The 22,647-nt window shown below is 68.2% G+C and carries 24 protein-coding genes; 10 read left to right on the top strand and 14 right to left on the bottom strand.

Annotated features, from left to right (window positions below; translation table 11 throughout):
- Positions 1 to 31: 31 nt before the first annotated feature.
- Positions 32 to 517 carry a ribonuclease E activity regulator RraA gene (gene rraA / locus AC1DGE_RS13550; protein WP_441419248.1) on the bottom strand — a complete coding sequence of 162 codons (486 nt, stop codon included), beginning with the start codon at positions 515 to 517 and terminating at the stop codon, positions 32 to 34.
- 103 nt (positions 518 to 620) lie between these two features.
- Here rraA and AC1DGE_RS13545 point away from each other — a divergent pair, with 103 nt between their 5' ends.
- From AC1DGE_RS13545 to AC1DGE_RS13525, 5 genes are all read left to right on the top strand, one after another.
- The gene (locus AC1DGE_RS13545) at positions 621 to 1,886 is read left to right on the top strand and encodes an MFS transporter (RefSeq protein ID WP_441419249.1); all 1,266 of its coding nucleotides are present in this window, start codon (positions 621 to 623) and stop codon (positions 1,884 to 1,886) included.
- Between the two features lie 127 nt (positions 1,887 to 2,013).
- Positions 2,014 to 2,610 carry a TetR/AcrR family transcriptional regulator gene (locus AC1DGE_RS13540; protein ID WP_476917626.1) on the top strand — a complete coding sequence of 199 codons (597 nt, stop codon included), beginning with the start codon at positions 2,014 to 2,016 and terminating at the stop codon, positions 2,608 to 2,610.
- A 235-nt stretch (positions 2,611 to 2,845) separates the two neighbouring features.
- Positions 2,846 to 4,051, top strand: coding sequence for an NAD(P)-dependent malic enzyme (locus AC1DGE_RS13535; protein WP_476917634.1), 1,206 nt, complete (start codon positions 2,846 to 2,848; stop codon positions 4,049 to 4,051).
- A gap of 35 nt (positions 4,052 to 4,086) precedes the next feature.
- Positions 4,087 to 4,587 (top strand): DUF456 domain-containing protein, encoded by a 501-nt coding sequence (locus tag AC1DGE_RS13530; RefSeq protein ID WP_476909658.1) that lies wholly within the window; start codon positions 4,087 to 4,089, stop codon positions 4,585 to 4,587.
- A 42-nt stretch (positions 4,588 to 4,629) separates the two neighbouring features.
- Positions 4,630 to 5,595 carry a hypothetical protein gene (locus tag AC1DGE_RS13525; RefSeq protein ID WP_441419252.1) on the top strand — a complete coding sequence of 322 codons (966 nt, stop codon included), beginning with the start codon at positions 4,630 to 4,632 and terminating at the stop codon, positions 5,593 to 5,595.
- A 25-nt stretch (positions 5,596 to 5,620) separates the two neighbouring features.
- Here AC1DGE_RS13525 and AC1DGE_RS13520 read toward each other — a convergent pair whose 3' ends face one another.
- Positions 5,621 to 6,274: a LysE family translocator gene (locus AC1DGE_RS13520; RefSeq protein WP_476917625.1), complete on the bottom strand. Its 654-nt coding sequence runs from the start codon at positions 6,272 to 6,274 to the stop codon at positions 5,621 to 5,623.
- A gap of 104 nt (positions 6,275 to 6,378) precedes the next feature.
- On the opposite strand from AC1DGE_RS13520, the gene AC1DGE_RS13515 reads away from it, so the two are divergent.
- Entirely contained in the window at positions 6,379 to 6,834 is a 456-nt protein-coding gene (locus AC1DGE_RS13515; RefSeq protein ID WP_175323527.1) for an Lrp/AsnC family transcriptional regulator, read from the top strand.
- Positions 6,835 to 6,843: 9 nt separating this feature from the next.
- Here AC1DGE_RS13515 and AC1DGE_RS13510 read toward each other — a convergent pair whose 3' ends face one another.
- Entirely contained in the window at positions 6,844 to 7,302 is a 459-nt protein-coding gene (locus AC1DGE_RS13510) for an Lrp/AsnC family transcriptional regulator (RefSeq protein ID WP_476893436.1), read from the bottom strand.
- A 330-nt stretch (positions 7,303 to 7,632) separates the two neighbouring features.
- On the opposite strand from AC1DGE_RS13510, the gene gluQRS reads away from it, so the two are divergent.
- Positions 7,633 to 8,529 (top strand): tRNA glutamyl-Q(34) synthetase GluQRS, encoded by an 897-nt coding sequence (gluQRS, locus tag AC1DGE_RS13505; RefSeq protein WP_476893409.1) that lies wholly within the window; start codon positions 7,633 to 7,635, stop codon positions 8,527 to 8,529.
- A gap of 9 nt (positions 8,530 to 8,538) precedes the next feature.
- On the top strand, positions 8,539 to 9,156 hold the full coding sequence (locus AC1DGE_RS13500; protein ID WP_441419255.1) for an HD domain-containing protein: 618 nt from the start codon (positions 8,539 to 8,541) through the stop codon (positions 9,154 to 9,156).
- On the opposite strand, the gene AC1DGE_RS13495 is transcribed toward AC1DGE_RS13500, so the two are convergent.
- The 7 genes from AC1DGE_RS13495 to AC1DGE_RS13465 all read right to left on the bottom strand — a co-directional run bounded on the left by AC1DGE_RS13495 (position 9,153) and on the right by AC1DGE_RS13465 (position 16,810).
- A complete protein-coding gene (locus AC1DGE_RS13495) occupies positions 9,153 to 10,451 on the bottom strand; it encodes an ATP-binding protein (protein ID WP_441419256.1) in 1,299 nt (432 codons plus the stop codon). The genes AC1DGE_RS13500 and AC1DGE_RS13495 overlap by 4 nt on opposite strands.
- A gap of 194 nt (positions 10,452 to 10,645) precedes the next feature.
- Complete coding sequence (locus tag AC1DGE_RS13490) at positions 10,646 to 12,232, bottom strand: amino acid permease (RefSeq protein WP_476917624.1); 1,587 nt, start codon at positions 12,230 to 12,232, stop codon at positions 10,646 to 10,648.
- Positions 12,233 to 12,259: 27 nt separating this feature from the next.
- Positions 12,260 to 13,675 (bottom strand): aspartate ammonia-lyase, encoded by a 1,416-nt coding sequence (locus tag AC1DGE_RS13485; RefSeq protein ID WP_441419258.1) that lies wholly within the window; start codon positions 13,673 to 13,675, stop codon positions 12,260 to 12,262.
- Positions 13,676 to 13,683: 8 nt separating this feature from the next.
- Positions 13,684 to 14,724: an asparaginase gene (locus AC1DGE_RS13480; protein WP_476917623.1), complete on the bottom strand. Its 1,041-nt coding sequence runs from the start codon at positions 14,722 to 14,724 to the stop codon at positions 13,684 to 13,686.
- A gap of 70 nt (positions 14,725 to 14,794) precedes the next feature.
- Positions 14,795 to 15,502 (bottom strand): FadR/GntR family transcriptional regulator, encoded by a 708-nt coding sequence (locus tag AC1DGE_RS13475; protein WP_476909654.1) that lies wholly within the window; start codon positions 15,500 to 15,502, stop codon positions 14,795 to 14,797.
- Between the two features lie 134 nt (positions 15,503 to 15,636).
- Entirely contained in the window at positions 15,637 to 16,233 is a 597-nt protein-coding gene (locus AC1DGE_RS13470; protein ID WP_476917622.1) for a DUF305 domain-containing protein, read from the bottom strand.
- A gap of 112 nt (positions 16,234 to 16,345) precedes the next feature.
- Positions 16,346 to 16,810: a hypothetical protein gene (locus AC1DGE_RS13465; protein WP_476917621.1), complete on the bottom strand. Its 465-nt coding sequence runs from the start codon at positions 16,808 to 16,810 to the stop codon at positions 16,346 to 16,348.
- 139 nt (positions 16,811 to 16,949) lie between these two features.
- Between AC1DGE_RS13465 and AC1DGE_RS13460 the strand changes: the two genes are divergently transcribed.
- Together AC1DGE_RS13460 and AC1DGE_RS13455 are read left to right on the top strand one after the other, a co-directional pair.
- On the top strand, positions 16,950 to 17,285 hold the full coding sequence (locus tag AC1DGE_RS13460) for an ArsR/SmtB family transcription factor (protein ID WP_476917620.1): 336 nt from the start codon (positions 16,950 to 16,952) through the stop codon (positions 17,283 to 17,285).
- On the top strand, positions 17,282 to 18,379 hold the full coding sequence (locus tag AC1DGE_RS13455; protein ID WP_476917619.1) for a cation diffusion facilitator family transporter: 1,098 nt from the start codon (positions 17,282 to 17,284) through the stop codon (positions 18,377 to 18,379). Before AC1DGE_RS13460 ends, AC1DGE_RS13455 begins: the two co-directional genes overlap by 4 nt.
- A gap of 6 nt (positions 18,380 to 18,385) precedes the next feature.
- Here the strand turns inward: AC1DGE_RS13455 and AC1DGE_RS13450 are convergent, their stop codons facing one another.
- The 4 genes from AC1DGE_RS13450 to AC1DGE_RS13435 form a co-directional block, all read right to left on the bottom strand.
- A complete protein-coding gene (locus AC1DGE_RS13450; RefSeq protein ID WP_476917618.1) occupies positions 18,386 to 19,342 on the bottom strand; it encodes an L-lactate dehydrogenase in 957 nt (318 codons plus the stop codon).
- A 21-nt stretch (positions 19,343 to 19,363) separates the two neighbouring features.
- On the bottom strand, positions 19,364 to 20,107 hold the full coding sequence (locus AC1DGE_RS13445) for a glucose 1-dehydrogenase (RefSeq protein WP_476917617.1): 744 nt from the start codon (positions 20,105 to 20,107) through the stop codon (positions 19,364 to 19,366).
- A 181-nt stretch (positions 20,108 to 20,288) separates the two neighbouring features.
- Positions 20,289 to 20,906, bottom strand: a complete 618-nt coding sequence (locus AC1DGE_RS13440; RefSeq protein ID WP_441419267.1) for a uracil-DNA glycosylase family protein — start codon at positions 20,904 to 20,906, stop codon at positions 20,289 to 20,291.
- A 335-nt stretch (positions 20,907 to 21,241) separates the two neighbouring features.
- On the bottom strand, positions 21,242 to 22,630 hold the full coding sequence (locus tag AC1DGE_RS13435; protein WP_476917616.1) for an HNH endonuclease: 1,389 nt from the start codon (positions 22,628 to 22,630) through the stop codon (positions 21,242 to 21,244).
- Between the last annotated feature and the right edge of the window lie 17 nt (positions 22,631 to 22,647).

The raw sequence follows: 22,647 nt of genomic DNA, 5'->3' as shown, positions 1-22,647 counted from the left end.
GGGCGTTGCCGTCCAGTTCCCGCCCATCCGCTCAGCGTTCCAGCAGGATGCCGTCCGGGTCGCACCAGATCAGCTGGCCGGGCCGGACGGCGACGCCGTCGATGTCCAGCTCGACGTCGGCCTCCCCGGCGCCTGCCTTGGCGCTCTTGCGCGGGTTGCTGCCGAGCGCCTTAACCCCGAGCGGCAGGCCGGCGACCGCCACCCGGTCCCGGATGGCACCGTTGATCACGACGCCGGCCCAGCCGTTCTCCACGGCGCTCGCCGCGATCAAATCCCCCATCAGCGCGGTGCGCAGCGAGCCGCCGCCGTCGACCACCAGCACGGCGCCGTTGCCCGGCGTGCCCAGCATGGCCTTGACCAGGGCGTTGTCCTCGAAGCAGCGGATGGTCCGGACCGGTCCGCTGAAGTGGGTGTGGCCGCCGAGCGACTGGAACTGCAAGGAGATGGAGTCCAGCTCCTCGCCACGCTCGTCGTAGAGGTCGGCGGTGTTGACGGGATTTGAGGGCTGGTCTGGCACTGGTTCTCCTTGGCTGCGTGAATAAGCGGTGGGCGTTGCTGCCCACGATAGTCTGGGCCCACACTGATCATCAGCTTCAGTCACCAGTTCCGGGGGGAACCACATGAGCCTGTCCAATGCCGCGGCACCGGCCCTTGCCGAGCCGGAACGCCGTGTCCGCCCGGTCTGGACGGCGGGTGTGGTCTTGGTCAACGTGGGCATTAATGCGGCCTTCTTCGGCCCGCTGCAGGTGCTGCTCGGCCAGCAGGCGGCGGCCTTCAACGAGGGCGAAAAGGAGGCAATCCTGGCCCTCGTGACCGGGGCGGGGGCGGCCGTCTCGCTCGTGGCCAACCCGTTGTTCGGCGCCTTGAGCGACCGGACGGTTGCGCGCCGCGGCCGCCGCGTGCCGTGGGTCCTCTTCGGTGCCATTCTTGGCGCGGCCGCCCTCACGGCGCTCGCCGGCGCCCCGAATGTCGCCGTCATGACCATTCTCTGGTGCCTCGTGCAGGCCGGCTGCAACGGAGCCTACGCCGCCATCACCGCCGCCATCCCGGACCGGGTGCCGGTACCGCAGCGCGGCACCGTGGGCGGGCTCGCCGCAATGGGCCAGACCGTGGGCATCCTGATCGGCGCCGTGATCGCCGCCGTCGTCTCCGGCAACTTCGCGCTCGGCTACGCGTTCTGCGCCGTGGCGCTGCTGGCCGGCGTCGGACTGTATTTCTTCCAGAACGACGACGTCGCGCTGCCGCGGCACGGCCGCCCGCCGTTCAAGCTGGGCGAATTTGCCAGGAGTTTCTGGATCTCCCCGGCCCGATACCCGGATTTCGCCTGGGCCTGGCTCACCCGCCTGCTCGTGAACATCGGCAACCACATGGTGACGCTGTACCTGCTGTTCTTCCTCACCGATGCCGTGCGCCTGCCCCAGACGCAGGGCATCGAGGCGGAGTTCGGCGTCCTGATCCTCACCGGCCTGTACGCGGTCATGGTGATCATCACGAGTGTGATCGGCGGCCGGCTCAGTGACCGGATGGGCCGGCGCAAGCCGCTCGTTATCCTCTCCTCGGCCGTCATCGCCGCGGCCGCGCTGATCCTCGCATTCGCCCCGACCTGGCCCGGGGCGCTGATCGGCGCCTCGGTGCTGGGCATCGGCTTCGGCTCCTACCTCGCCGTGGACTTCGCCCTGATTACCGAGGTGCTGCCGACGGCGCTGAACCGAGGCAAGGACCTGGGGGTCATCAACATCGCCAATTCGCTGCCGCAGGTGATCGCGCCGCTCATCGCCTACCCCTTCGTGGCGCTCTGGGGAGGGTACGTTTCGCTGTACGTCGCGGCCGCGGTGATCGGCCTGCTCGGCGCTGTCTTCGTGGTCAAGATCAAGGGCGTGGACTAGGCGTTCCGGGGGTCCGTGTGACTGGCAAACGGCCCCACACCGTGCCGTATAGTGGACGGGATCGCCGCGGCAGTGCTGTGGACTAACCCTCCCGGCTGCCGAGAAAAACGACCCCGGAACGCTGCTGATGCCTGAATTTCCTTCAGATCTTCCACCAATGGCCCCGCCGCCCACCCTGCCCCGGCAGCGCCTGCGCTATGCGCGGATCCTCGACGTCGCAGCCGGCTTTGCCCGCAAGGGACTCGACTCCGTGGTTCTCTCCGAGGTGGCGGCCAGGGCGGACGTACCGCTGGGCACCCTGTACCGCTATTTCCCCTCCTCGACGCAGCTGATGCTGGCCCTGTACCGCAAGCAGCTCGGCGAGCTGCACCTTGGCGAATGGCCGGCGGGGACCAGGGTGCCGGTGCACGCCCTGGTGGGCGCGGTGATGGAAATCTTCCACATGCGCCTCATGCAGCCCGCAGTGGAGCAATGCCTGACCCGCGCGGTCTACGCGAAGGACACGGACACCACCCGCCTGCTGCGGGACATTGACGCGACGGCGGAGAAAGCAGTGACCGCGGTCAGCGGCGACCCCGCCGTCTCGCGGGTCCTGCTGCTCACCGTCACCGGCCTGGTGCAGTCCGTCCGCTGCCGCCGGCTCTCGCTCTTCGAGGCCGAAGAGGACCTGAAGAAGGCCTGCTCCCTGCTGTCCCGGGGGCGCCAGGCCGCACAGCCGGTCTAGACCAGTTACCGGAATGTGTCCGGCCGAATCTCCGGCCGGCGACCGCGTTGCTTACCATGGCAGAACCGGAGCGGCGCGAGCGCCAGCACTTCCGGAGCTTCACCCGCAGGCCCGCCACCCCGGGGCCGCCGCCGGAGTTCCGCCAGACCATCTCGGGCACCCTGTGCCCCAGCAGCCAAGTGCCGTATGCCCACGGTGAGCCCCAGGAGACAACGACGTGTCCATTGAAACGACCATTCCCGCCGATCCCACTGCCCCCGAAGGGGCCGCAGAAGCGCCGGTAGCGGCGCTCAGCGACGAGGAGATCTTCGCCTCCCACCAAGGCGGCAAGCTCTCGATTTCCAGCACCGTCCCGCTCGCCAGCAAGCGCGATCTGTCCATCGCCTACACGCCCGGCGTCGCCCAGGTCAGCCGCGCCATCGCAGCCAACCCGGAACTGGCCAAGACCCTCACCTGGGCCCAGCGCCTCGTGGTCGTGGTCAGCGACGGCACCGCAGTGCTCGGACTTGGCAACATCGGCGCCAGCGCCGCGCTGCCCGTCATGGAAGGCAAGTCCGCCCTCTTCAAGGCGTTCGGCGACCTCGACTCCATCCCGCTTGTCCTCAACACGACCGACGTCGACGAGATCGTCGAGACTCTGGTCCGGCTGCGTCCCAGCTTCGGCGCGGTTAATCTTGAGGACGTTTCGGCGCCGCGCTGCTTCGAACTCGAGGAAAAGCTGATCGAAGCCCTCGACTGCCCTGTCATGCACGATGACCAGCACGGCACCGCCGTCGTCGTCCTCGCCGCGCTGACCGGTGCCGCGAAGGTGACGGCCCGCGAGCTCAAGGGACTCCGCGTGGTGGTTTCCGGTGCCGGCGCGGCCGGGATTGCCGTCGCCGAAATCCTGCTGACCGCCGGCATCGACGACGTCGTGCTGCTGGACTCCCGCGGCGTGATCAACCGGGACCGCGCGGACATCGCCGCGGACCCGGCCAGCAAGAAGGCCCAGCTGGCCGTCCGCAGCAACCCCCGCGGCGTCTCCGGCGGCCCCGGCGAGGCGCTCCTCGGCGCGGACGTGTTCATCGGCGTCTCCTCCTCCCGGCTGGACGAGGAGCACTTGAAGCTGATGAACCACAGTTCGATCGTTTTTGCCCTTTCCAACCCGGATCCCGAAGTGCTGCCGGAGGTCGCGTCGAAGTATGCGGCCGTCGTCGCCACGGGCCGCAGCGACTTCCCCAACCAGATCAACAATGTGCTGGCGTTCCCAGGCATCTTCCGCGGCGCCCTCGACGCCGGTGCCCGCCGCATCACTCCGGCGATGAAACTCGCCGCGGCCCGCGCCATCGCGGACCTGGCCGAGGACGAGCTTTCTGCCGACTACATCGTGCCGAGCCCGCTGGACCCGCGTGTGGCCCCGGCCGTGTCGGCGGCCGTAGCCGCGGCGGTGGAGGCGGAATAACCAGCCGCCGCCGTGGCCAACCCTAAACTGGGGGCATGAACCCCGAGATCATCGTGACCGTCCTCTGCGGGCTCGCTATTCTGGTGGGCGTGGCGGGCATCGTCATCCCTGTGCTCCCCGGCAGCATCCTGATCGGCCTCAGCCTGCTGGCCTGGGCGCTGTGGGGCGGTGCGGGAACCACCGGCTGGGTGGTCTTTGGCGTTGGCCTGGCCTTGGTGCTGGCGGGAATGGCGGCCAGCGCCGTGCTGACCGGCCGCAAACTCAAGGAACACCGCATTCCCAGCCGCAGCGTGGTGACAGGCCTGGTCTTTGGGGTGGCGGGCATGTTCCTCATCCCGGTGGTAGGACTCTTCGTGGGGTTCGCCGCCGGCCTGCTACTCAGCGAATCCCACCGCACCCGGGATTTCCGGACCGCCATGACCACCAGCTGGGCGGCCTTGAAGGCCACCGGTGTGGGCATGCTGGTGGAGTTCGGTCTGGCTTGCCTTGCCGCGAGCACCTGGGTGATCGGCGTCTGGGTGGCTGCCGCCAGTTAGCCCTTCCACCGGCTGCCAAGGGTGCACTACTAGCATGGAAGAATGAGCGCCGGACAGTCCCCAGGACCCATCTATCGCGACACCCGTGACCTCACCCCGTTCGGCGTCCCGCAGGTCCGCACGCCGGTGCGGGACATCGCAGACGGCGTCGGCGGCATCCTGCATACCGCCCTGGGCGGCCGGAACGGGGCGCTGCTCAGCGTGGACGGCGCCACCCCCCGGCTCAAGCGGATGCCCGGAAAAGCGGCGAAGGCGGTGTACGAGGCGACCTTCCACAACACCGACCCCAACCGGCTGATCGCCTTGGGCCGCGCCTACCCGGGCTGGGCCGGGCTTTGCTACGTGCTGGCTGGTCTCCTGGCGCACAAGCAGGGCGGCTACCTGCGGGCCTCGGAGCTCCTCCAGCGCGGACTCACCACCGGGAACGACGACGACGCCAACCGGTTCGCGTCCGGCTATCTGACCCGTGTGGTCACCCGGGTCGAAGTAGCCGAGCGCATCGAGGTTCCGGTTCTCTTCAGCGAGGAAGCGGTGTTCCTCGCGCTTTCGCACTCCCTGCGGGAGACAGGCCACCTGGAGGCAGCGCTGCAAACCGTGGCCTCGCTTCCGCCGTCGCTGCCCGCGGCCCTGGCCCGGTGCTCGGTGGCGTTCTCGATGGGCCGGGACAAGGAAGTGATGGTCTGGACGGAGGGGCTGCTGAATGCCGACGACCTCTCGGCCGCGCTGCTGCTGATCCGCGCCCGGTCACTGCGCCGCCTTGGTGCCGCGGCGGCCTCCCAAGCGGCGGTGAAGGAAGTTCTCCGGCGGCGGAAGACCCATCTGGCACTCCGAAATGATGCCCTGACCGACCGCGCCTTGCTGCTCCTGGACAACGGCCGCAAATCACTGAATCCCCGCGACTGGCTGCGCGGCCGGCCCGCCCAGCTGGAAACTTTCGAGGTCATCCGCAAGGACGTGGAGGAACGCAGGCTTTGGGAACAGGAATGGAAGCAGTTGAACGGGGAATGATGCCGTCCTGGCGGTTGCCGGAGGGCTACTGCCAGATGGTCTGCGCAGCCAGCGGCACCAGCTGTTCGCCCAGCAGCACCAGGCCCAGCGCCACCATGATGATTCCGCTGGCCAGCGTCACCCGGCGGGCAGCGCCGGGCCGGGTGTGCAGGAGCTTCCGGGCCAAGAGCGCCACGCAGCTGTAGACCACGGCCACCAACAGGACAAAGGTGAGCCCCAGCAGGCCGGACTGCAGCGGCACGGACAAGGCGGCGTCGGTGCTGACGAACTGCGGGACCAGGGCAACGAAGAAGAGTAGCCCCTTAGGGTTGATGCCGCTGGTGCCCATGCCCTGCAGGAAGACCCGGAACTGGTTGCCCTGGGCCGGCGCGGTGGCGGCTTGGCCGCCGAAGCTGGCGCCCCGCCAGGAGCGTACCGTGCTGACGCCCAGCCAGAGCAGGTAGCCCGCGCCCGCCACCGTAAGCCAGCCCAGGAGCCCGGGCATGCCCGTGATCACGGCGGCCAGCCCGGCGGCCAGGAGTGCGGTGTGTACGACGTAGCCGCCGCAGAGGCCGGCCACTGCGGGCACGAAACTGCGGTCCTTGAGCCCGGCGGCGATGGAGTAGGCCCAGTCGACGCCCGGGGTGCAGGCGAGGGCCACGGCGACGCCGATGAAGGCGAGGAACAGCTGGGGGTTCACGGCGGACTCCTGACGGTGGGCTCTAGGAGTAAGCCTAGGAATTTTCGGGCCAAAAGTGCTTACTGATTTCGCCCGTAAAGCCGTGCCGACGGTAAGGTTATTGCGTGATTGACCATATTGACAGAAGTATTTTGCGCAACCTCCGTGAAGACGGCCGGATGACTGCCACGGCGCTCGCGGCGAAGGTCGGGCTCACCGTGGCGCCGTGCCACCGGAGGCTTCGCGAGCTGGAGACGTCCGGCGTCATCCGCGGTTACCGCGCCGACATCGATCCGGCCGCCGTCGGGCTGGGCTTCGAAGCGATTGTGTTTGTCACGCTGCGTCAGGTGGACCGCGCCACCATGGAGATCTTCGAGAACCGCGTGGCGGAGAACCCCAACATCGTCGAGGCCCAGCGGCTCTTCGGCGAGCCGGACTATCTGCTCAAGGTCATTGCAGAGGACCTCCCGGCGTACCAGCGCTTTTACGACGCCGAGCTGACCTCGCTGCCCGGCGTCGAGCGTCTAACCTCGACGCTGGTCATGAAGAACCTGAAAGCGAATACCGGCCCGCCCGTGTGATCCGGGCGGTTAGCCTTCCAGCAGCCCTGTGGTCCGGTAGGGGATGACCTCGCGCAGGAACATGCTGGTGGACGTCCGCACAATCCCCGGACACAGCCGGATTTCCTCGGAAACCCGGTAGAGATCGTCGGGGCTCGTGGCGACCACCCGGATCAGCAGGTCGGTGTCGCCTGCGGGCGCATGGCATTCGAGCACCTCCGGGATGTTCCGCAGCGCGGCGATCGCCTCATCCAGGTGGCTCTGGTCCAGTTCGGCGCTCACCGCCGCTGCCACTCCGCGACCAAGTGCGGAGGGCAGCACCCGGCTGCTGTTCGGGCGGAGCGCGCCCGACGCCGTCATTCGCTCGAGCCGGGACTGGACAGTTCCGCGGGCCAGGCCCAGTTTCTGGGCCAGCACCATGATGGGGACCCGCGGGTCAGCATCCAGGGCCAGGAGGATCCGGCGATCCGTCGAGTCGAGCTGCTGCAATCTGACCACTTCCTGCCAATAGTCGAAGCTCTCAATGGTCAATCTGACCAACGAGCGCGGCGCCCGTTGCACCAACTGTATGGCTACTGCTCAAATAGTGGCAACAAGGGATGCGGGCCACCGCCGGCACCCGAAGGCTACAGATCCCCCGGCACACCTCCCGGACCCTGGATGAGGCATCCCGCAAGGAGCCCGCCGCTGATTGACTCTTGTTCACGCATCGTCTTTCCGCACACACTTAACGGCAAGAGCCCCTGAGCCCCCGACGTCGGACGTCCGAAGTCATCGGTGGCTGAGGGGCTCTTGTGTTGCGCCGCATAGGCTTGTCCCATGACATCAGCCGGACGCTTCGCCCCCAGCCCCTCCGGCGAGCTGCACGTGGGCAACCTCCGTACGGCCATCCTCGCGTGGCTCTTTGCCCGGTCTACCGGCCGACGCTTCCTGATGCGGGTCGAGGATCTGGACCGCGCCCGCGCGGGTGCCGAGGCCGGGCAACTCCGTGATCTGGCGGCGATCGGCGTGGACTGGGACGGCGGCGTCGTCCGTCAGACGGACCGGGAGCACCTCTACGCCGCCGCGATCGACCGGCTGACCGCGGCCGGGCTGACCTACGAATGCTTCTGTACCCGCCGCGAAATCCAGGAGGCGCCGTCCGCCCCGCACGCCCCGCAGGGCGCGTACCCGGGCACCTGCCGGAACCTGGGCGAGGCCGAGCGTGCGAGCAAACGGGCGGTCCGGCCTGCGGCGGTCCGGCTCCGCGCGGCCGTCGCCGAGGCGACAGTTCGGGACGTGCTGCACGGCAGCTTCACCGGCGTGGTGGATGACTTCGTGCTCCGCCGCAATGACGGGGTCACCGCCTACAACCTGGCCGTGGTGGTGGATGATGCCGCGCAGGGGGTCGACCAGGTGGTCCGCGGCGATGATCTGTTGCCATCCACTCCGCGGCAGGCCTACCTGGCCTCCCTCTTGAATATTCCCGTTCCGGAATATGCCCACGTGCCGCTGGTGTTGAACGCCGACGGCGCCCGGCTGGCCAAGCGTGACGGTGCGGTGACGCTCGCGGATCTTGCTGCCGTGGGGGTCGCCGTCGATGAGGTGCGGGACGCGCTGCTGGAATCCCTGGGTTTGCCTGCGGGATCCCTGCGGCAGGCGCTGGCCGTGTTCGATCCCGCGGGCCTGCCGCGGGAGCCGTGGGTGTGGCCGGGGATGGGCGGCCCCGACGCGTAGGCTGGAAGCATGTCAGAACCAGAGTTCATGGAAGCGGCCGCGCCGAAGACCGGGTTTACCGTCGAGACGGCCAGGGTCCTCGCCGAGGTGGCCCACAACCGGCAGAAGGACAAGCTCAAGCGGCCCTACCGCGAGCATGTGATCGCCGTCGGCGATGCGCTGGCCGACTTCGATGACGACATCCGGATCGCCGGATACCTGCACGACATCGCCGAGGACACTCCGATGACGCGGCAGGCGCTGCTGGAGATGGGGGTCCCCGAACGGGCCGTGGACATCATCGAGCGGGTCACGAAGCGGCTGCACGAGAACCCGGACGACTACCAGGCCGGCATCCGCTATATCGCCGAGGACCACGATGCCACCCTGGTCAAGATCGCCGACAATGCGCACAACTCCCTGCCCGAACGGGTCAAGGCGCTGGCGGAGAAGTGGCCGGACAAGCCGCCGGTCACCCGCTACGACGAGGCCCGGCCGGTGCTGTACGCCGCGGTTCCGGTGGAGGAAACCCGCAAGATCCTGGCCCGGATCAACCCGTGGTTGCTCGAGGAGCTCGATGACATGCTCGACGAGGCCGACGACACCGACTACGAGAACCTCTCCTACGACGGCAACCCGGAGGGCTAGACCCGGCCCAGCAGGTCGATGTCCTCGAGGAACTCCTGCTGTACTTCCGCGCTGACGGTGGTCCGGGTGTCCGCGATCGCGTCGAGGTAGTCCTGCGTCGCCGGGCCCTTCCGGACCGCCTCGCGGACGGACGCGCCGCCGTCGTCGTACACGGCTTTCTCAAGCGCACGCTGGGAGGCGCTGCGGGCGGCGTATTCGATGTCGGCGGGAGAGAAGCCCTCAGTGCGATCCACCAGCAGCTCCACGTCCACATCGTCCACCACGGTGGCGGGGATGAAGCGCTGCCACATGGCCTCGCGGGCCAGGCGGTCCGGCAGGCCGATCGGGATGACGTAGTCGAAGCGGCCGTGGCGCAGGAACGCGGAATCCAGGGCGCGGATGAAGTTGGTGGCGCAGACCAGCAGCCGGCCGGGCTGTTCGCGGAAGGCCGGAATGATCTTCAGCAGCTCGTTGGTGACGCCCTGCAGCGGCGACGGCGGCTCGCCGGAGCGCTGCGAGGCGATCTCCTCCACCTCGTCGATGAACACGACGGCATGCTCCAGCTCGGCAATCTCCAGGAAGGTCTCGCGCAGGGCCCCGGCCAGTCCCAACGGGTCGGCGGCGAGCCGGGAGGGGAAAACCTCCACAAAGGGCCACTCCAGCCGGGACGCAATCGCCTTGGCGAAGGTCGTCTTGCCGGTGCCCGGAGGGCCGAACAGCACGACCGCGCGCGGTGGGACGACGCCATACTCGTCGGCCAGGTCGGCTTCGGCCAGCGGCAGGACGAGGCGGCGCTCCAGGAGTTCCTTCTCGTTGCGCATGCCGGCGACGTTTTCCCAGAGGTCGCGGGCCAGGATCCGCCCGCCCAGCTGGCTCAGCGGCTCGAGTTCCTGGCGCTGCACCGGGATCTTGCGTTCAAAATAGCGCAGGTTCTTCTTCAGCACGAAGCCGCGGCTCAGGAAGGCCTCGACGCGGGTTTCGGACTCCGGCATGAGGGCGGAGAGCTTGTTCAGCCCGTGCGGGGCCATCCGGTTTTCCACGGAGGCCAGCAGCGAGGTGCCGATTCCGCGGCCGCGGAACTCGGGCAGGGTGGCCAGGAAGACGATCCAGCCCTGGTCGTGCGCGGCGCGGCCGACGGCGGCACCCACCACCTGCTCGCCCTGCACCGCGACGACGGCGTGGTCCTTCTCGCACGAGGCGAGGACCTCGGAGAGCGCGTAGACCGGCTCGACATTAGTGGCCTTGAGGGATTCCCAGAGGTGCAGGATCCCGTCCAGGTCGGCCGAATGGAAATCCCTGATCCGCCAGTTGGTCATGAGGTGTCTCCCGGGTGGTTCGTCGCTGAGCCAAGTGGAACTGTTGTTCCGAGCTTAGGCGACAGGCACCCGGCGGGAGCGCTCCGGTACTCTCCGTTACGCCGCCCGTCCACCCAACTAGCTCGCAGTTGTTGTCGTTTTGAGCCCTGAAAACGACAACAAGTGCGAGCTAGTTGGGCGGCGGCGGCCCGGTTCTATTCGTTCCCGGAGTTCCCGGAGTTCCCGGAAGGCCGGTTGGCCACCAGCGGGTACGGCCCGGTGAAGCCGTCGCGGACCGCGGCGATCTCCAGGATGCGGTGCCGGCAGAGCCGCCACCCGAGCATCAGAAGCGGGACGATGACCACAAGGGACGCTATGGTCCAGGTCCCCACCGGCGAGTCGAACGCCATCAGGACCAGCACCGCGAGCAGGAACGCGAGCGTAATCCAGCCTGTGACGGGTGCGCCGGGCATCCGGAACGCGGGCCGGAGCAGTTCCCCGCGGGCTGCCAGCCGGGCAAGCTGCATCTGGCACAGGACGATCATGGCCCAGGTGCTGATGATACCCAGCGACGCCACGTTCAGGACGATCTCGAAGGCCTCGGACGGGACCACGGCGTTCAGGATGACGCCCAGCACGGCCACGCCGGCAGTGAGGGCGATGCCGCCGTAAGGCACGCCTGCCTTGTTCATCCGGGCGGCGAACTTCGGCGCGGACCCTGAAACGGACATGGACCGCATAATCCGGCCGGTGGAGTACAGGCCGGCGTTGAGCGAGGAGAGGGCCGCGGTCAGGACCACCAGGTTCATGATGGCGTCCACGCCGTCCACACCAATGGAACCGAAGAACGTCACGAACGGGCTTTCACCGGCCTTGTAGGAGCTGTAGGGGAGCAGCAGCGAGAGCAGCACGAGTGAGCCGACGTAGAACACGGCGATGCGTACGATCACGGTGTTGATGGCGCGCGGCATGATCTTTTCCGGGTTTTCCGTCTCGCCCGCCGCCGTGCCGATCAGCTCGATCGATGCGTAGGCGAACACAACGCCCTGCATCACCACGATTGCCGGCAGCAGGCCGTTGGGGAACAGGCCGCCGTTGTCCGCGATCAGGGTGAAGCCGACCTCCTGGCCGGCGACGGGGGTGCCGAAGATGACGAAGTAGATGCCGACTATCAAAAAGGACACGAGCGCCACGACCTTGATGAGCGCGAACCAGAATTCGAGCTCGCCGAACACCTTCACGCTGATGAGGTTCAGGCCCAGCACCAGGATCAGGGCGGCAAGGGCCCAGGTCCATTGCGGTACATCTGCGATCGGCGCCCAGTACTTCTTGAAGAAGTTCATGTACAGCGCGACGGCGGTGATGTCCACGATCGCGGTCATGGCCCAGTTCAGCCAGTACAGCCAGCCGGTGACGAACGCGGCCTTCTCGCCGAAGAATTCGCGGGCGTAGGAGACGAAGGAGCCTGATGACGGCCGGTGCATCACGAGTTCGCCGAGTGCGCGCAGGATCATGAACGCGAAGAACCCGCAGAGGGCGTAGCTGATGATCAGGGCCGGTCCGGCGGTGGCGAGTCGGCCGCCGGCGCCCATGAACAGGCCGGTGCCGATGGCGCCGCCGATCGCGATCATCTGGACCTGCCGTGGTTTCAGGCCTTTGTGGTAGCCCTGGTCTTCGGCATGGAGTGCGGCCTCGGAGGCGTGGGCATGCGCCGGAATAGTGTGGTCGGAGATGCCCTGCTGCGGGGTTGGCTGTTCCTGGGCCGGCGGTTTTTGGGCGCGGGCAGTTTCTGGATAGGTCATGGGGGTCCTTCGGGGTTCGAGGGGGCGCTACTTGCTCAGGTTGGCCAGTCGCTGCGGGCTGAGCAGTTCGGTGAGCTGCTCGGCGGTGAGCAGCCCGTGTTCGAGTACGAGTTCCGCGACTCCCTTGCCGGTGGCGAGGGCTTCCTGCGCGATCGCCGTGGCGGTCGCGTAGCCCAGCTGCGGGTTGAGGGCGGTGACGAGGCCGATTGACTGTTCCACCGTCAGGCGGAGCCGTTCGGTGTTGGCGGTGATACCCCGGACGCAGCGGGCCGTGAGGGTGCGGCAGGCCGCTTCCAGGTGCGAGATGCTCTTGTGGAGGCTGTGGACGATGATCGGTTCGAAGGCGTTGAGCTGGAGCTGGCCGGCTTCTGCGGCCATGGTGATGGTGACATCGTTGCCGATGACCTCGTAGGCCACCTGGCTGACCACCTCCGGGATGACCGGGTTGATCTTGCCGGGCATGATGGAGGAGCCGGACTGCACGGCCGGAAGGTTGATTTCGCCGAAGCCGGCGCGCGGGCCGGAGGAGAGCAGCCGGAGGTCGTTGCAGATCTTGGACAGTTTCACGGCCACCCGCTTCAGCACCCCGGAGAGATGCACGAAGGCGCCGACGTCCTGGGTGGCCTCGATCAGGTCCGCCGCCGTGACCAGTGGCAGGCCGGTGATCTCGGCAAGGTGCCGACAGGCGGCCTCTGCATAGCCCGCCGGGGCGTTCAGGCCGGTGCCGATCGCTGTGGCGCCGAGGTTGATCTCGTGGATCAGCAGGTCGGCTTCGGCCAGGCGGAGCCGGTCCTCGCCGATCGTGACGGCGTAAGTGCCGAACTCCTGCCCCAGCGTCATGGGGACGGCGTCCTGCAGCTGGGTGCGGCCCATCTTCACCACCGTGCGGAATTCGACGGCCTTGGCGGCGAAGGCCTCTTCCAGCTCGGTGAGGGCTTCCAGCAGTTCCCGGGCGGCGAAGATCGTGCCGAGTTTGACCGCGGTGGGGTAGACGTCGTTCGTGGACTGGCTGAGGTTGACGTGGTCGTTGGGGTGCAGCCGTGCGTAGTCGCCCTTCGGGTGTCCAAGGATTTCCAGGGCCCGGTTCGCGATTACCTCGTTGGCATTCATGTTCGACGACGTTCCGGCACCGCCCTGGATGACGTCCACCACGAACTGCTCGCTGAGTTTGCCGCTCATGACATCGGTGCAGGCGTCCTCGATGGCCCGGGCGCGCTCGGCGTCGAGCAGCCCGAGCTCGTGGTTGGTGCGGGCGGCAGCCAGCTTCACGGCGGCCAGCCCCCGGACCAGGTACATGTTGGAGGACAGCGGCTGGCCGGTGATGGGGAAGTTCTCTACGGCCCGAAGGGTGTGGACACCCCAGTAGGCGTCAGCGGGAACATCCCGGTCGCCCAGGAGGTCATGTTCGGAGCGGAAGTCGGCGGGTTCGTCGAGCGGGGTCATGGCGGTCCTTATAGGGCGTGGGGGTCGTTGAAAGTTACGGGGGCGGCGAGGAAATCGGTGACCTGCAGCAGTCCGACGGGCCGGCCGCCGCCCAGCACAGCTGACGTGGCGAGCCCCGTCAGAGGCGAGGTGTCGACGTCGAGCGCCTCCAGCAGGCGCACGGTGACAGGCATCCGGGCGCGGTCCCCGCCGTCGGAGATTTTGACGGCGACGGCGCGGCCGTCCGGAAGGCCCACGAGCTGGACGCCCTCAAAGCCGTCCTTCGCGAGGAGGCCGGGGACCAGGCGCATCAGCGCGGTGACATCCCGGTCCTCGCCCGCCACCATCCCGGGGTGGCAGCGCATCGCGTGGGCCACGGCAGCCTCCGCGCTGTCGGATCCCTTTGCCGAGGCCAGCTGGCCGAAGGCGCGGGCCATGCCGCGCAGGGTCAGGGCGAACAGCGGGGTGCCGCAGCCATCGGTGGAGGCGCGCTCCGGCTGCTCGCCGGTCAACTCCGCCACGGTCCGGGCCACGAGTTGCTGCAACGGGTGCGCGGGGTCCAGGTATCCCCGGACGGGCCAGCCGTTGACGAGGCAGGTGGCAACCATCGCGGCGTGCTTTCCGGAGCAGTTCTGCGCCAGCCGGGTGGCCTGGCCGCCGCCGCCGAGCCATTCCTCGCGTTCGCGGACGCCGTAGGGGAGGTCGGTGCTGTTCTCAAGGTCAGCGGGGTTGAGGCCGTACAGGTCCAGGATGCGCAGCGCGCCGTCGCGGTGGACGGTGGCTCCGGAGTGGCTGGCGGCGGCTAGCGCGAGGAGCTCCTCCGGGAGGTCGAGGCCGGCGCGGACCATGGCGACGGCCTGCAGGGGCTTAAGGGCGGAGCGCGGGTAGAACGGGGCGAGCGGCTCGCCGGCGGCCAGGAGGGTGCGGCCGTCCGCCGCGGTGGCGATGGCCGAGCCGTAGTGGACGCTCTCGGCCACGCCGTTGCGGGTCTGGACCGCAAGTGGGACATGCTGCGGGAGCCTCGCGGGGGCCGCTGGAGTTGGAATGTGCGCGACGGCAGGGGAAATCATTGCGTCCTTAGCAGTGGAGGTGTTCGTTGCTGGTCAAGGTGCTGTTGCTGGGTCTGCCCGCTGGGCCGGATCACACGCCGGCGTGGGGATGCAGGATCGAGGCGAGGGCAAGACCAACGGCGTGCAGGTGCTGGCTCATGGCGATTCGCGCCGTTGCTGCGTCGCCGGCCTCGATGGCGGCCAGGATGCGCCGGTGCTCTTCATCCGAGGCGTGCTGGCGGTCCGCCACCATATTCAGGGTCTCCGACTGATGTGCCAGGGCCTCGCGGATGTCCGCGACGACGTTCTCGAAGACCTTGTTCCGGCTGGCCTTCGCGATCAGGGCATGGAAATTCGAATCCAGGCCAACCCACACCTCGGGGTCGTCCTCGGCGGTCATGGCCGCGACGATGTCCCGCATGGTGTCCAGTTCCTCCGCCGAACGGCGTTCCGCGGCGAGCCCGGCGGCCGGAACTTCGATGTGGGGGCGGGCCTCGGTGAGGTCCAGGGCGGAATACTGGCCCAGGACCAGGTCTTTGGCCACATGGTCGGCGACGACGAAGGTGCCCCGCCCGGTCCTTGTGACGGTAAGCCCCAAGGCGTTGCAGGAACGCAGGGCCTCGCGGACCACGGAGCGGCTCACGCCGTACTGCTGGGCGAGCGTGGCTTCGGAACTCAGTTTGGCGCCGATGCCGAGCTTGCCGGATTCGATCTCGGAGCGCAGGACGTTAAAGACGGCCTCGGCCGCGCTGAGGCGGGCGAGTGGTTGTCCGGCTGTCCGGCTGTCTGACAGGTTCACCCCTCAAATATGGCAGAGGTCACACTGGGGTGTCAACCGGCTCCCACGCCCGGGAGCCGGCCGAGCGGACACTTGGGCACACTCCGAGGGCCCGGTCAGGGCTACAAGTGTCCGCTCGGCCCCGGCAGCTGAGCCTAGAGGCCGGCCAGCAGTCCCTTCATTTCCTTGATTTCGTCCGTCTGGGAGGCGGCGATGTCCCTGGCCAGTTTGATCGCGTCCGGGTTCTTGCCGCTTCGGACCTCCGCGTTGGCCATCTCGACGGCGCCCTCGTGGTGGGCGATCATTTGGGTGAGGAACAGCTTCGCGGCCTCGGTGCCCGTGGCGGCGTCGAGCTGGCGGATTCCGTCATCGCTCACCATGCCGGACATGACGTGGCCTCCCGGCATTTGGGTGGATTCGTTCCAGCTCCGGAGCCAGCCGGTCATCCGTTCGATCTCCGGCCCCTGGGCAGCCTTGATGCGGCCGGCCAGGGCGGTCACCTTGGGGTCGATGCCCTGCTCCTTGAGCATCATCTCGCTCATTTCGACAGCCTGGGCGTGGTGCGGGATCATCCCCTGGGCGAACATGGTGTCCGTGCCGTTGTGGTCCGCGGCTGCGGGCGCGGAACTCGATCCCGCGCTGCCGTGGTCCATGCCGGGCATGCTGCTGCCGGAGCCGGTGCTGGCGGAGCAGCCGGCCAGGGCGATGATCGCGGAGAGGGCGGTGGCGGAGATTGTCAGTGCTTTGTTCATCAAAATTCTGTCCTTTGGGAATCCGGCGTGCGCCGGCGGCGGACGATGCGAGCCTAAGGGGTGCGCACCGTGTGGGGGCGTGGGTGCCGGCGAAGCGCGGCACGGATCCCCTTTACGTCCGGCTAATGGACAGCTCGTTCGGCGTTGGCGTGGAGGGGAGGTAGGAGTTGGCGGCGAGCTGGTCCACTTCCGCCGCGCTCCGTGGCCGGAACGTGAGCAGTGTTGTCCCGGGCAGGGGCGCGCTCAGGGACGCGCCCGAGGGGGCCGGGGTGCACGACGTGTGTGCCGCGTGCTGTTCGCCGCAGCCTCCACCGCAGACGCACGACGGCGGCGTCGGAGTTTCGTGATGGATCGCCTGGCCGGTGTGCGCGGGTGCAGTATGGTCGGCAGCTGCGTGGAAGGATGCAGAATGGCCGGACGCTGGGGCGGTCTGGACGTGCTCAGCCGAGGCGTGCGCTCCCTGGGTGCCGGCGAGGACGTGCATGCCGAGAAGCCCGGCAAGCACGGCGAGGATGCCGGCCAGCAGGGCGAAGCGGAGGAGGCAGGCGGCCGGATCATGCTTCGATGCTTCGGTCACGTCGCACCTCCTTCCAGGCTGATGTCCCGCAGTTCAGGCTACCGGTGTTCAACGATGGCTCCGCTGATTGTGTTCCAGCCACCCGCGGCGAGCCCGGTTAACAGTTGGACCGACGCGGCGGGTGTGAAAGTATCTGCGTATGAATGCAGATATGCGGGTTGATGTCGACAGCCCCCACGTGGAGCTGGCCGTCGAAGTATTTTCCATGCTGGCCGACGCCACGCGGGTCCGGCTGATCCTCGCTCTGGGGAACGGTGAGCTGCCGGTAAAGGCCTTGGCGGAGCAGGTCGGGAAACCGGCCTCTGCCGTCTCGCAGCACCTGGCCAAGATGCGGCTGGGCGGTATGGTCGCCACCAGGCAGGAAGGCACCAAGGTCTTTTACCGGTTGCAGAATGATCACGCCCGCCAGCTGGTGATGGATGCGATCCACCAGGCCGAGCACGCGCTAGGCACTGCCCCGGGACACGGCGCATGAGCGGGCCGGGGAACGCTGTGGGCCACAACCGCCACGGGGAACACGACGGCCACGATCATCCGCACGATCACGACCACGAGCACGACCACCCGCACGATCATCCGCACGATCACGACCACCCGCACGATCACGACCACCCGCACGGCCACACCCACGCCCCCGGGCTGAAGGGTTGGCTGCACGAGCTCTTCGTCCCGCATTCCCATGACGCCGCGGACTCCATCGACGAGGCACTCGAGTCCAGCGCCCAGGGCATCCGCGCAGTTAAAGTCTCGCTGCTGGGCCTGGGCGCCACCTCGCTGTTCCAGCTGGCGATTGTGCTGATCAGCGGATCGGTGGCGCTGCTGGCGGACACCGTGCACAATTTCTCCGATGCGCTTACCGCGGTGCCATTGTGGATTGCGTTCCTGCTCGGCCGGCGCAAACCGACGCGTACCTACCCGTACGGCTTCGGGCGCGCCGAGGACCTGGCCGGACTCTTCATCGTCGCCATGATCGCCCTCTCCGCGGTCGTGGCCGCCGTCGAATCCATTCGCCGCTTCTTCGAACCGCAGCCCGTGCAGAACCTCGGCTGGGTCCTCGCTGCAGGCCTCGTCGGCTTCGCGGGCAATGAGCTGGTGGCGATCTACCGGATCCGGGTCGGCCGGCGGATCGGGTCCGCGGCGCTGATCGCCGACGGCGTGCACGCCCGGACTGACGGCTTCACGTCCCTCGCCGTGGTGGCCGGTGTCATCGGCGTCTGGCTCGGCTTCCCGTTGGCGGATCCGATCGTGGGGCTGCTGATCTCGGTGGCGATCATGGTGCTGCTCTGGGGCACCGTGCGCGACGTCGGGCGGCGACTCATGGACGGCGTCGACCCCCAACTGAGCGATGCGCTCGCTGGCGTCGTCCGGGAGCACTCGCCACTGGGCGGGACCTCCCGGCTGCGCTGGTCCGGCCACCGGCTGCACGCCGAGATCACGGTCCCCCTCAGTCCGGACGCCCGGCTGGCCGATCTTTCCTCGGTGGCCGCGGACCTGGAAGAGGGCGCCAAGGCGGCGCTGCCGCACCTCGGCTCGGTGACGGTGGTGCCGTCCATAACGCAGTCCGCTTAGCCGGGGTCAGATCCCCAGGGAAGCGAGGCTCTGCCGCAGGGTCTCGGCCGAGTGGTGGAGGGAAGCGAGTTCGCCCTCGTCCATGGGTGTCTCCAGGACCGCGCGCACGCCGCCGTTGCCCACGATGCTGGGCAGTGAGAGGGCGATTCCGTCGATCCCGTACTGCCCGCCCAGCACCGTGGAGACCGGGAGCACCGCGTTTTCCGAGCGCAGCAGCGCCTCCACGATCCGGGCACCGGAGAGGCCGATCGCGTAGTTCGTGGCGCCCTTGCCGGCGATGACTTTGTAGGCGGCCTGCGTGACTTCGCGGGCGGTTTCGGTGAGGTACCCGGGGGTGAAGATGCGCTCGCCGTCGACCTTCCAGTCCCGGATCGGCACCGGGCCGATGGTCGCACCGGACCAGACCGGGAATTCGGTGTCGCCGTGTTCGCCGACCATGCTGGCGTGCACGCTGGTCACGGACACGCCCGCGCGGTGCGCCAGCAGCCAGCGCAGCCGCGAGGTGTCCAATACGGTGCCGGAGGAGAAAACCCGGGCGGTCGGCAGCCCGGTGATCTTTTGCGCGGCCACGGTCAGCACATCACAGGGGTTGGTGACAAGCACGTAGACCGCGTCCGGGGCGTGTTCGAGCAGTTGCGGCATGAGCTGCTCGAGGATGCGGACGTTGGTGCCGGCCAGGTCCAGGCGGGTCTGGCCGGGCGCCTGTTTGGCCCCCGCGGTGATGACGACGACGTCGGCGCCTTCGGTGACGCTGATGTCCCCGCCGCCGTTGACGGTTGCCGCCGCCGCCGTGAACTGGGTGCCGTGCGCCAGGTCCAGGACCTCGGCCTCGGCCTTGGCCGCGTTGACGTCAAAGAGCACGACGTGGCTGGCCGAGCCGCGGATCAGGGCGGCGTAGGCCAGCGACGTGCCGACGCTGCCGGCGCCGACGACGGCCAGTTTGGATCCGGAGCGTGCGGTCATAAGCCTCTCCATCTTGCGCGGTCAGCTACCGGGCGGCACGACGGTGCCCGCGGTTTCGCCGCCATCAATGACGAATTCGGCACCCGTGACGAAGGAGGATTCCTCGCTGGCCAGATAGACGGCGAGCTGCGCGATCTCGGCGGGTTGGCCGATCCGGTGCAGGGGCACATGGCCGGTGTCGAAGGTCATGCCCTCGGTCATGGGGGTCTGGATGACGCCGGGGTGGACGGAGTTGACCCGGATCCCGTCCCGCCCAAGGTCGAGTGCGGCCGCCTTGGTCAGGCCGCGCACGCCGAATTTCGACGCGGTGTAGCCTGCGAGGTTCTCGTAGCCGCGCATCCCGGCGATGGAGGAGACGTTGATGATGGAGGAGGAGCCCGCCCTGGCCAGCGCTGGGGCGGCGGCCTTGATGCCGTTGAAGACCCCGGTGAGGTTCACCTCGATGATCCGGGCCCATTGTTCGTGCGGGTAGTCGTCGATCCGCCCGAAGTTCACGATGCCGGCATTGTTGACCAGGATGCTCAGGCCGCCGAAAGCGGACACGGCCTCGTTAACTGCTGCGTCCCAGTCCGCCGGGCTGGTCACGTCCAGGTGAACGTAGCGGACGCCGTCGCCGAGTTGAGCCAGTAACTGGGCGCCGTCGTCGTCCAGCACATCGCCGACGACGGCCGTCGCCCCTTCGTCAAGGAAGCGCTGCGCGATCGCGGCGCCAATGCCGCGGGCGCCGCCGCTGATCAGTGCGACTTTGCCGTCCAAACGTCCCATACCGTTGTCCCTTCGAGCTGCACCAGTCAGCGCTGTATCCGTCTGCGCTGCATCCGTCTGCGACGGGCCGGCCGTGATGCGGTCAGCTATCCCAGCTTGGCTGGGGGAGACGTGGTTGGGCAGGGCCGTTGGGCCCAAGGGCGACGTCGGCAGGCGGCGGCGAGCCGGCGTCGTGTGGCGCCTAGAGGTGCTGGATCCCCGCCCGCTGCATGGCGTCCTTGTAGACCGCGACGTTCTTGGCCAGGAGTTCTTCCTGCTTGGCCGGCGATACGGCAAAGGCGCGGCCACCCAGCGCGGTGGCTTTGTAGATTTTCACGCCGCGGTTCTTCAGTGAGGAGTGGTAGGTCTTTTCGAACAGCGTCAGGAAGGCGTGGGCGTCGGCACCGTGGGCGATGATCGCGGAGGTCCGCTTGTTGATCTTCATGAACTGGCGGAAGGGCCGCAAGCCGTCGGTCTTTTCCTGGACGTTCAGGGCTGACGGGAGCTCCGGGTCGCGGACCCAGGGATAGGCGTTCCACGGCATCACATAGCGCGGGTCGAGTTCGACGGCTTCGTAGATGGAGGTGGCGCGGCGGGCTGCCTCGTCCTCGTTGAAATGCGAGACGAACCCCGATTCGCAGCCCTTGCCGGGCGCAATATGGAGGGTCACGATGCGGCACTCGTCCTCATCATGGACGGGGTCGATGTACGGGACCACAGATCCCGGCTTCTTCTCCATCAGTTCGTCGCAAAGTTGGGTCACGGCCGCGATGTTCGGTTCCTGCAGCAGAGTCTTCTTTTCGTCCCAGTCAATCGTCACGATTTCTCCCTCAGCACTCGGCGTCCAGAATCAGGCGTCTTGTTCCACTCTACGCTTCTGTGCCGGAGGGTGTTTTCGTGCGGCCCGGAAGAGGCGACGGACCCCTAGCCTCGGCTTCTGGGCAGGCGTACGCTTAAAGCGCCTGCAGGTAACCACTTGATTAAGCCGGGTCGTTCTGGACATGAAAATGTCCGAGCCGTCTCATAGCGAGATCGCGAAGGTACCTGCAGGTCCTGTGTTTAACGGATTTTTGGCGTTTAGCGGATACATGGCGGCCTGCCGCCCTCCCCGAAGTCCCTCAGCAGGCCGCGGACGGCCAACCTCGTCCCTAAGTCTCAGGCCGCAGTCCTGACCCGCCCGAGCTTCAGCACCTTGACGAGGTGTCGAATTTCCCGACGCTGGCCGAATGTCGCAGTCGATCCATATGCCCCTCCCGGCAGCGGCGGGGCGGTGGAGTGATAGCTGTGGCCGGTGGGTGTGGTGAGTTGGAGGGTGTGCCGGGGTCCGGGGCGTGGGTGTGCGTTCCAGCCGGGGGTTTCTTTGGTGTGGTTGCAGGCTTCGCAGAGTCCGGCGCCGTTGTCTGCTGTGGTTGCGCCGCCGGTGTGCCAGGGGATGATGTGGTCCAGGTGTCGGATGGGTGCGTCGCAGTAGGGGGTCCGGCAGGTGTGGTCCCGGGCCTGGATTAAGCGGCGCAGCCCGGGCGGGAAGATCCGGGCGCGGGAGTCCATGGCCACGAGTTCGCCGGTGGCCGGCGCGGTGTAGAGCCTGCGGACCCAGAGGGCGAAGGCGCGTTCGGCGCCGGAGCCGCCCGCAGTGCCGGTGCCCGCGTCCCTCAGCAGGGCCCTGGCCCAGCCTGCGGGGACGATGCCGTAGCCGGGGAGGCGGGCGGGTTCGCTGTCGGCCTGGAAGAGGGTGCGGTCGGTCATGATGAGCTGGATGTCGATGCCGCTGATCCCGCCGGCTTTGCCGGTGGTGCGTTGCACCAGGGCGTCGGCCATCAGCTGGCCCCGGGAACGGGGATCCCCGGCGGCCCGGGCAGCGTCTGCGTGCCGGGTGAGGGCGGCGTGCACGGCCACGCCCTGGCCGACCGGCAACAACGCCGTCAGGTAGCACATGGTGTCGGGGGCCGGGCGGAGGCTGACGTGGCGGTCGGTTTCGGCGTGGCCGGCGCGCTGGGTGATGGAGCGCGGGTCCCGCCGGTACGCGGCGGCACGGGCCGCGGCGATGATGGCGCGGTCCCCGGCGCCGGTGAAGGTCTCGGCGTCGGGGGCGAGTTCTTCGTCGACGGCGGCCCGGTCGGCGGGGGACAGGACGGCGGTTTCGCGGGCCAGGAGGGTTGCGCGCCATTCGTTGAGCTGGCCGGTTTCCAGGGCGGCGAGGGTGTGCGGCATTTCGGTGACGAGTGCCTTGGCGAGGCCCAGGAGTCTCCCGCCTTTGGCCGGGGATTCGCGGCGGGCGAGGGCGAGCTGCGCAGCAATGCCGGTGCCGAGCTGGTCGGCGGGAACCCCGGCCAGGGATTGTTCGCGGCGCTGGGCCAGGTCGAAGGCGACGGCGTCCCGGGCCTGCCGGGCGGCCAGGACGGACTTCAGGTCCTCCAGCTCGCGTGTTTCGTCGATGAGGGCCGCGGCGCTGGCCGGGGCCGGGATCCCGGCCAGGATCCGCGCGAGGTCCGCGACCGTTACGCTGTCCGCCGGAGCCACGTAGGGCCCTTGCTTGCCGTCCATGGAATCCAGTCAATCAG

The organism is Arthrobacter sp. 05N425 (genome assembly GCF_056397125.1).
Note: the sequence above shows the minus strand (reverse complement) of the source record. Positions and strands in the feature narration are given on the sequence as shown.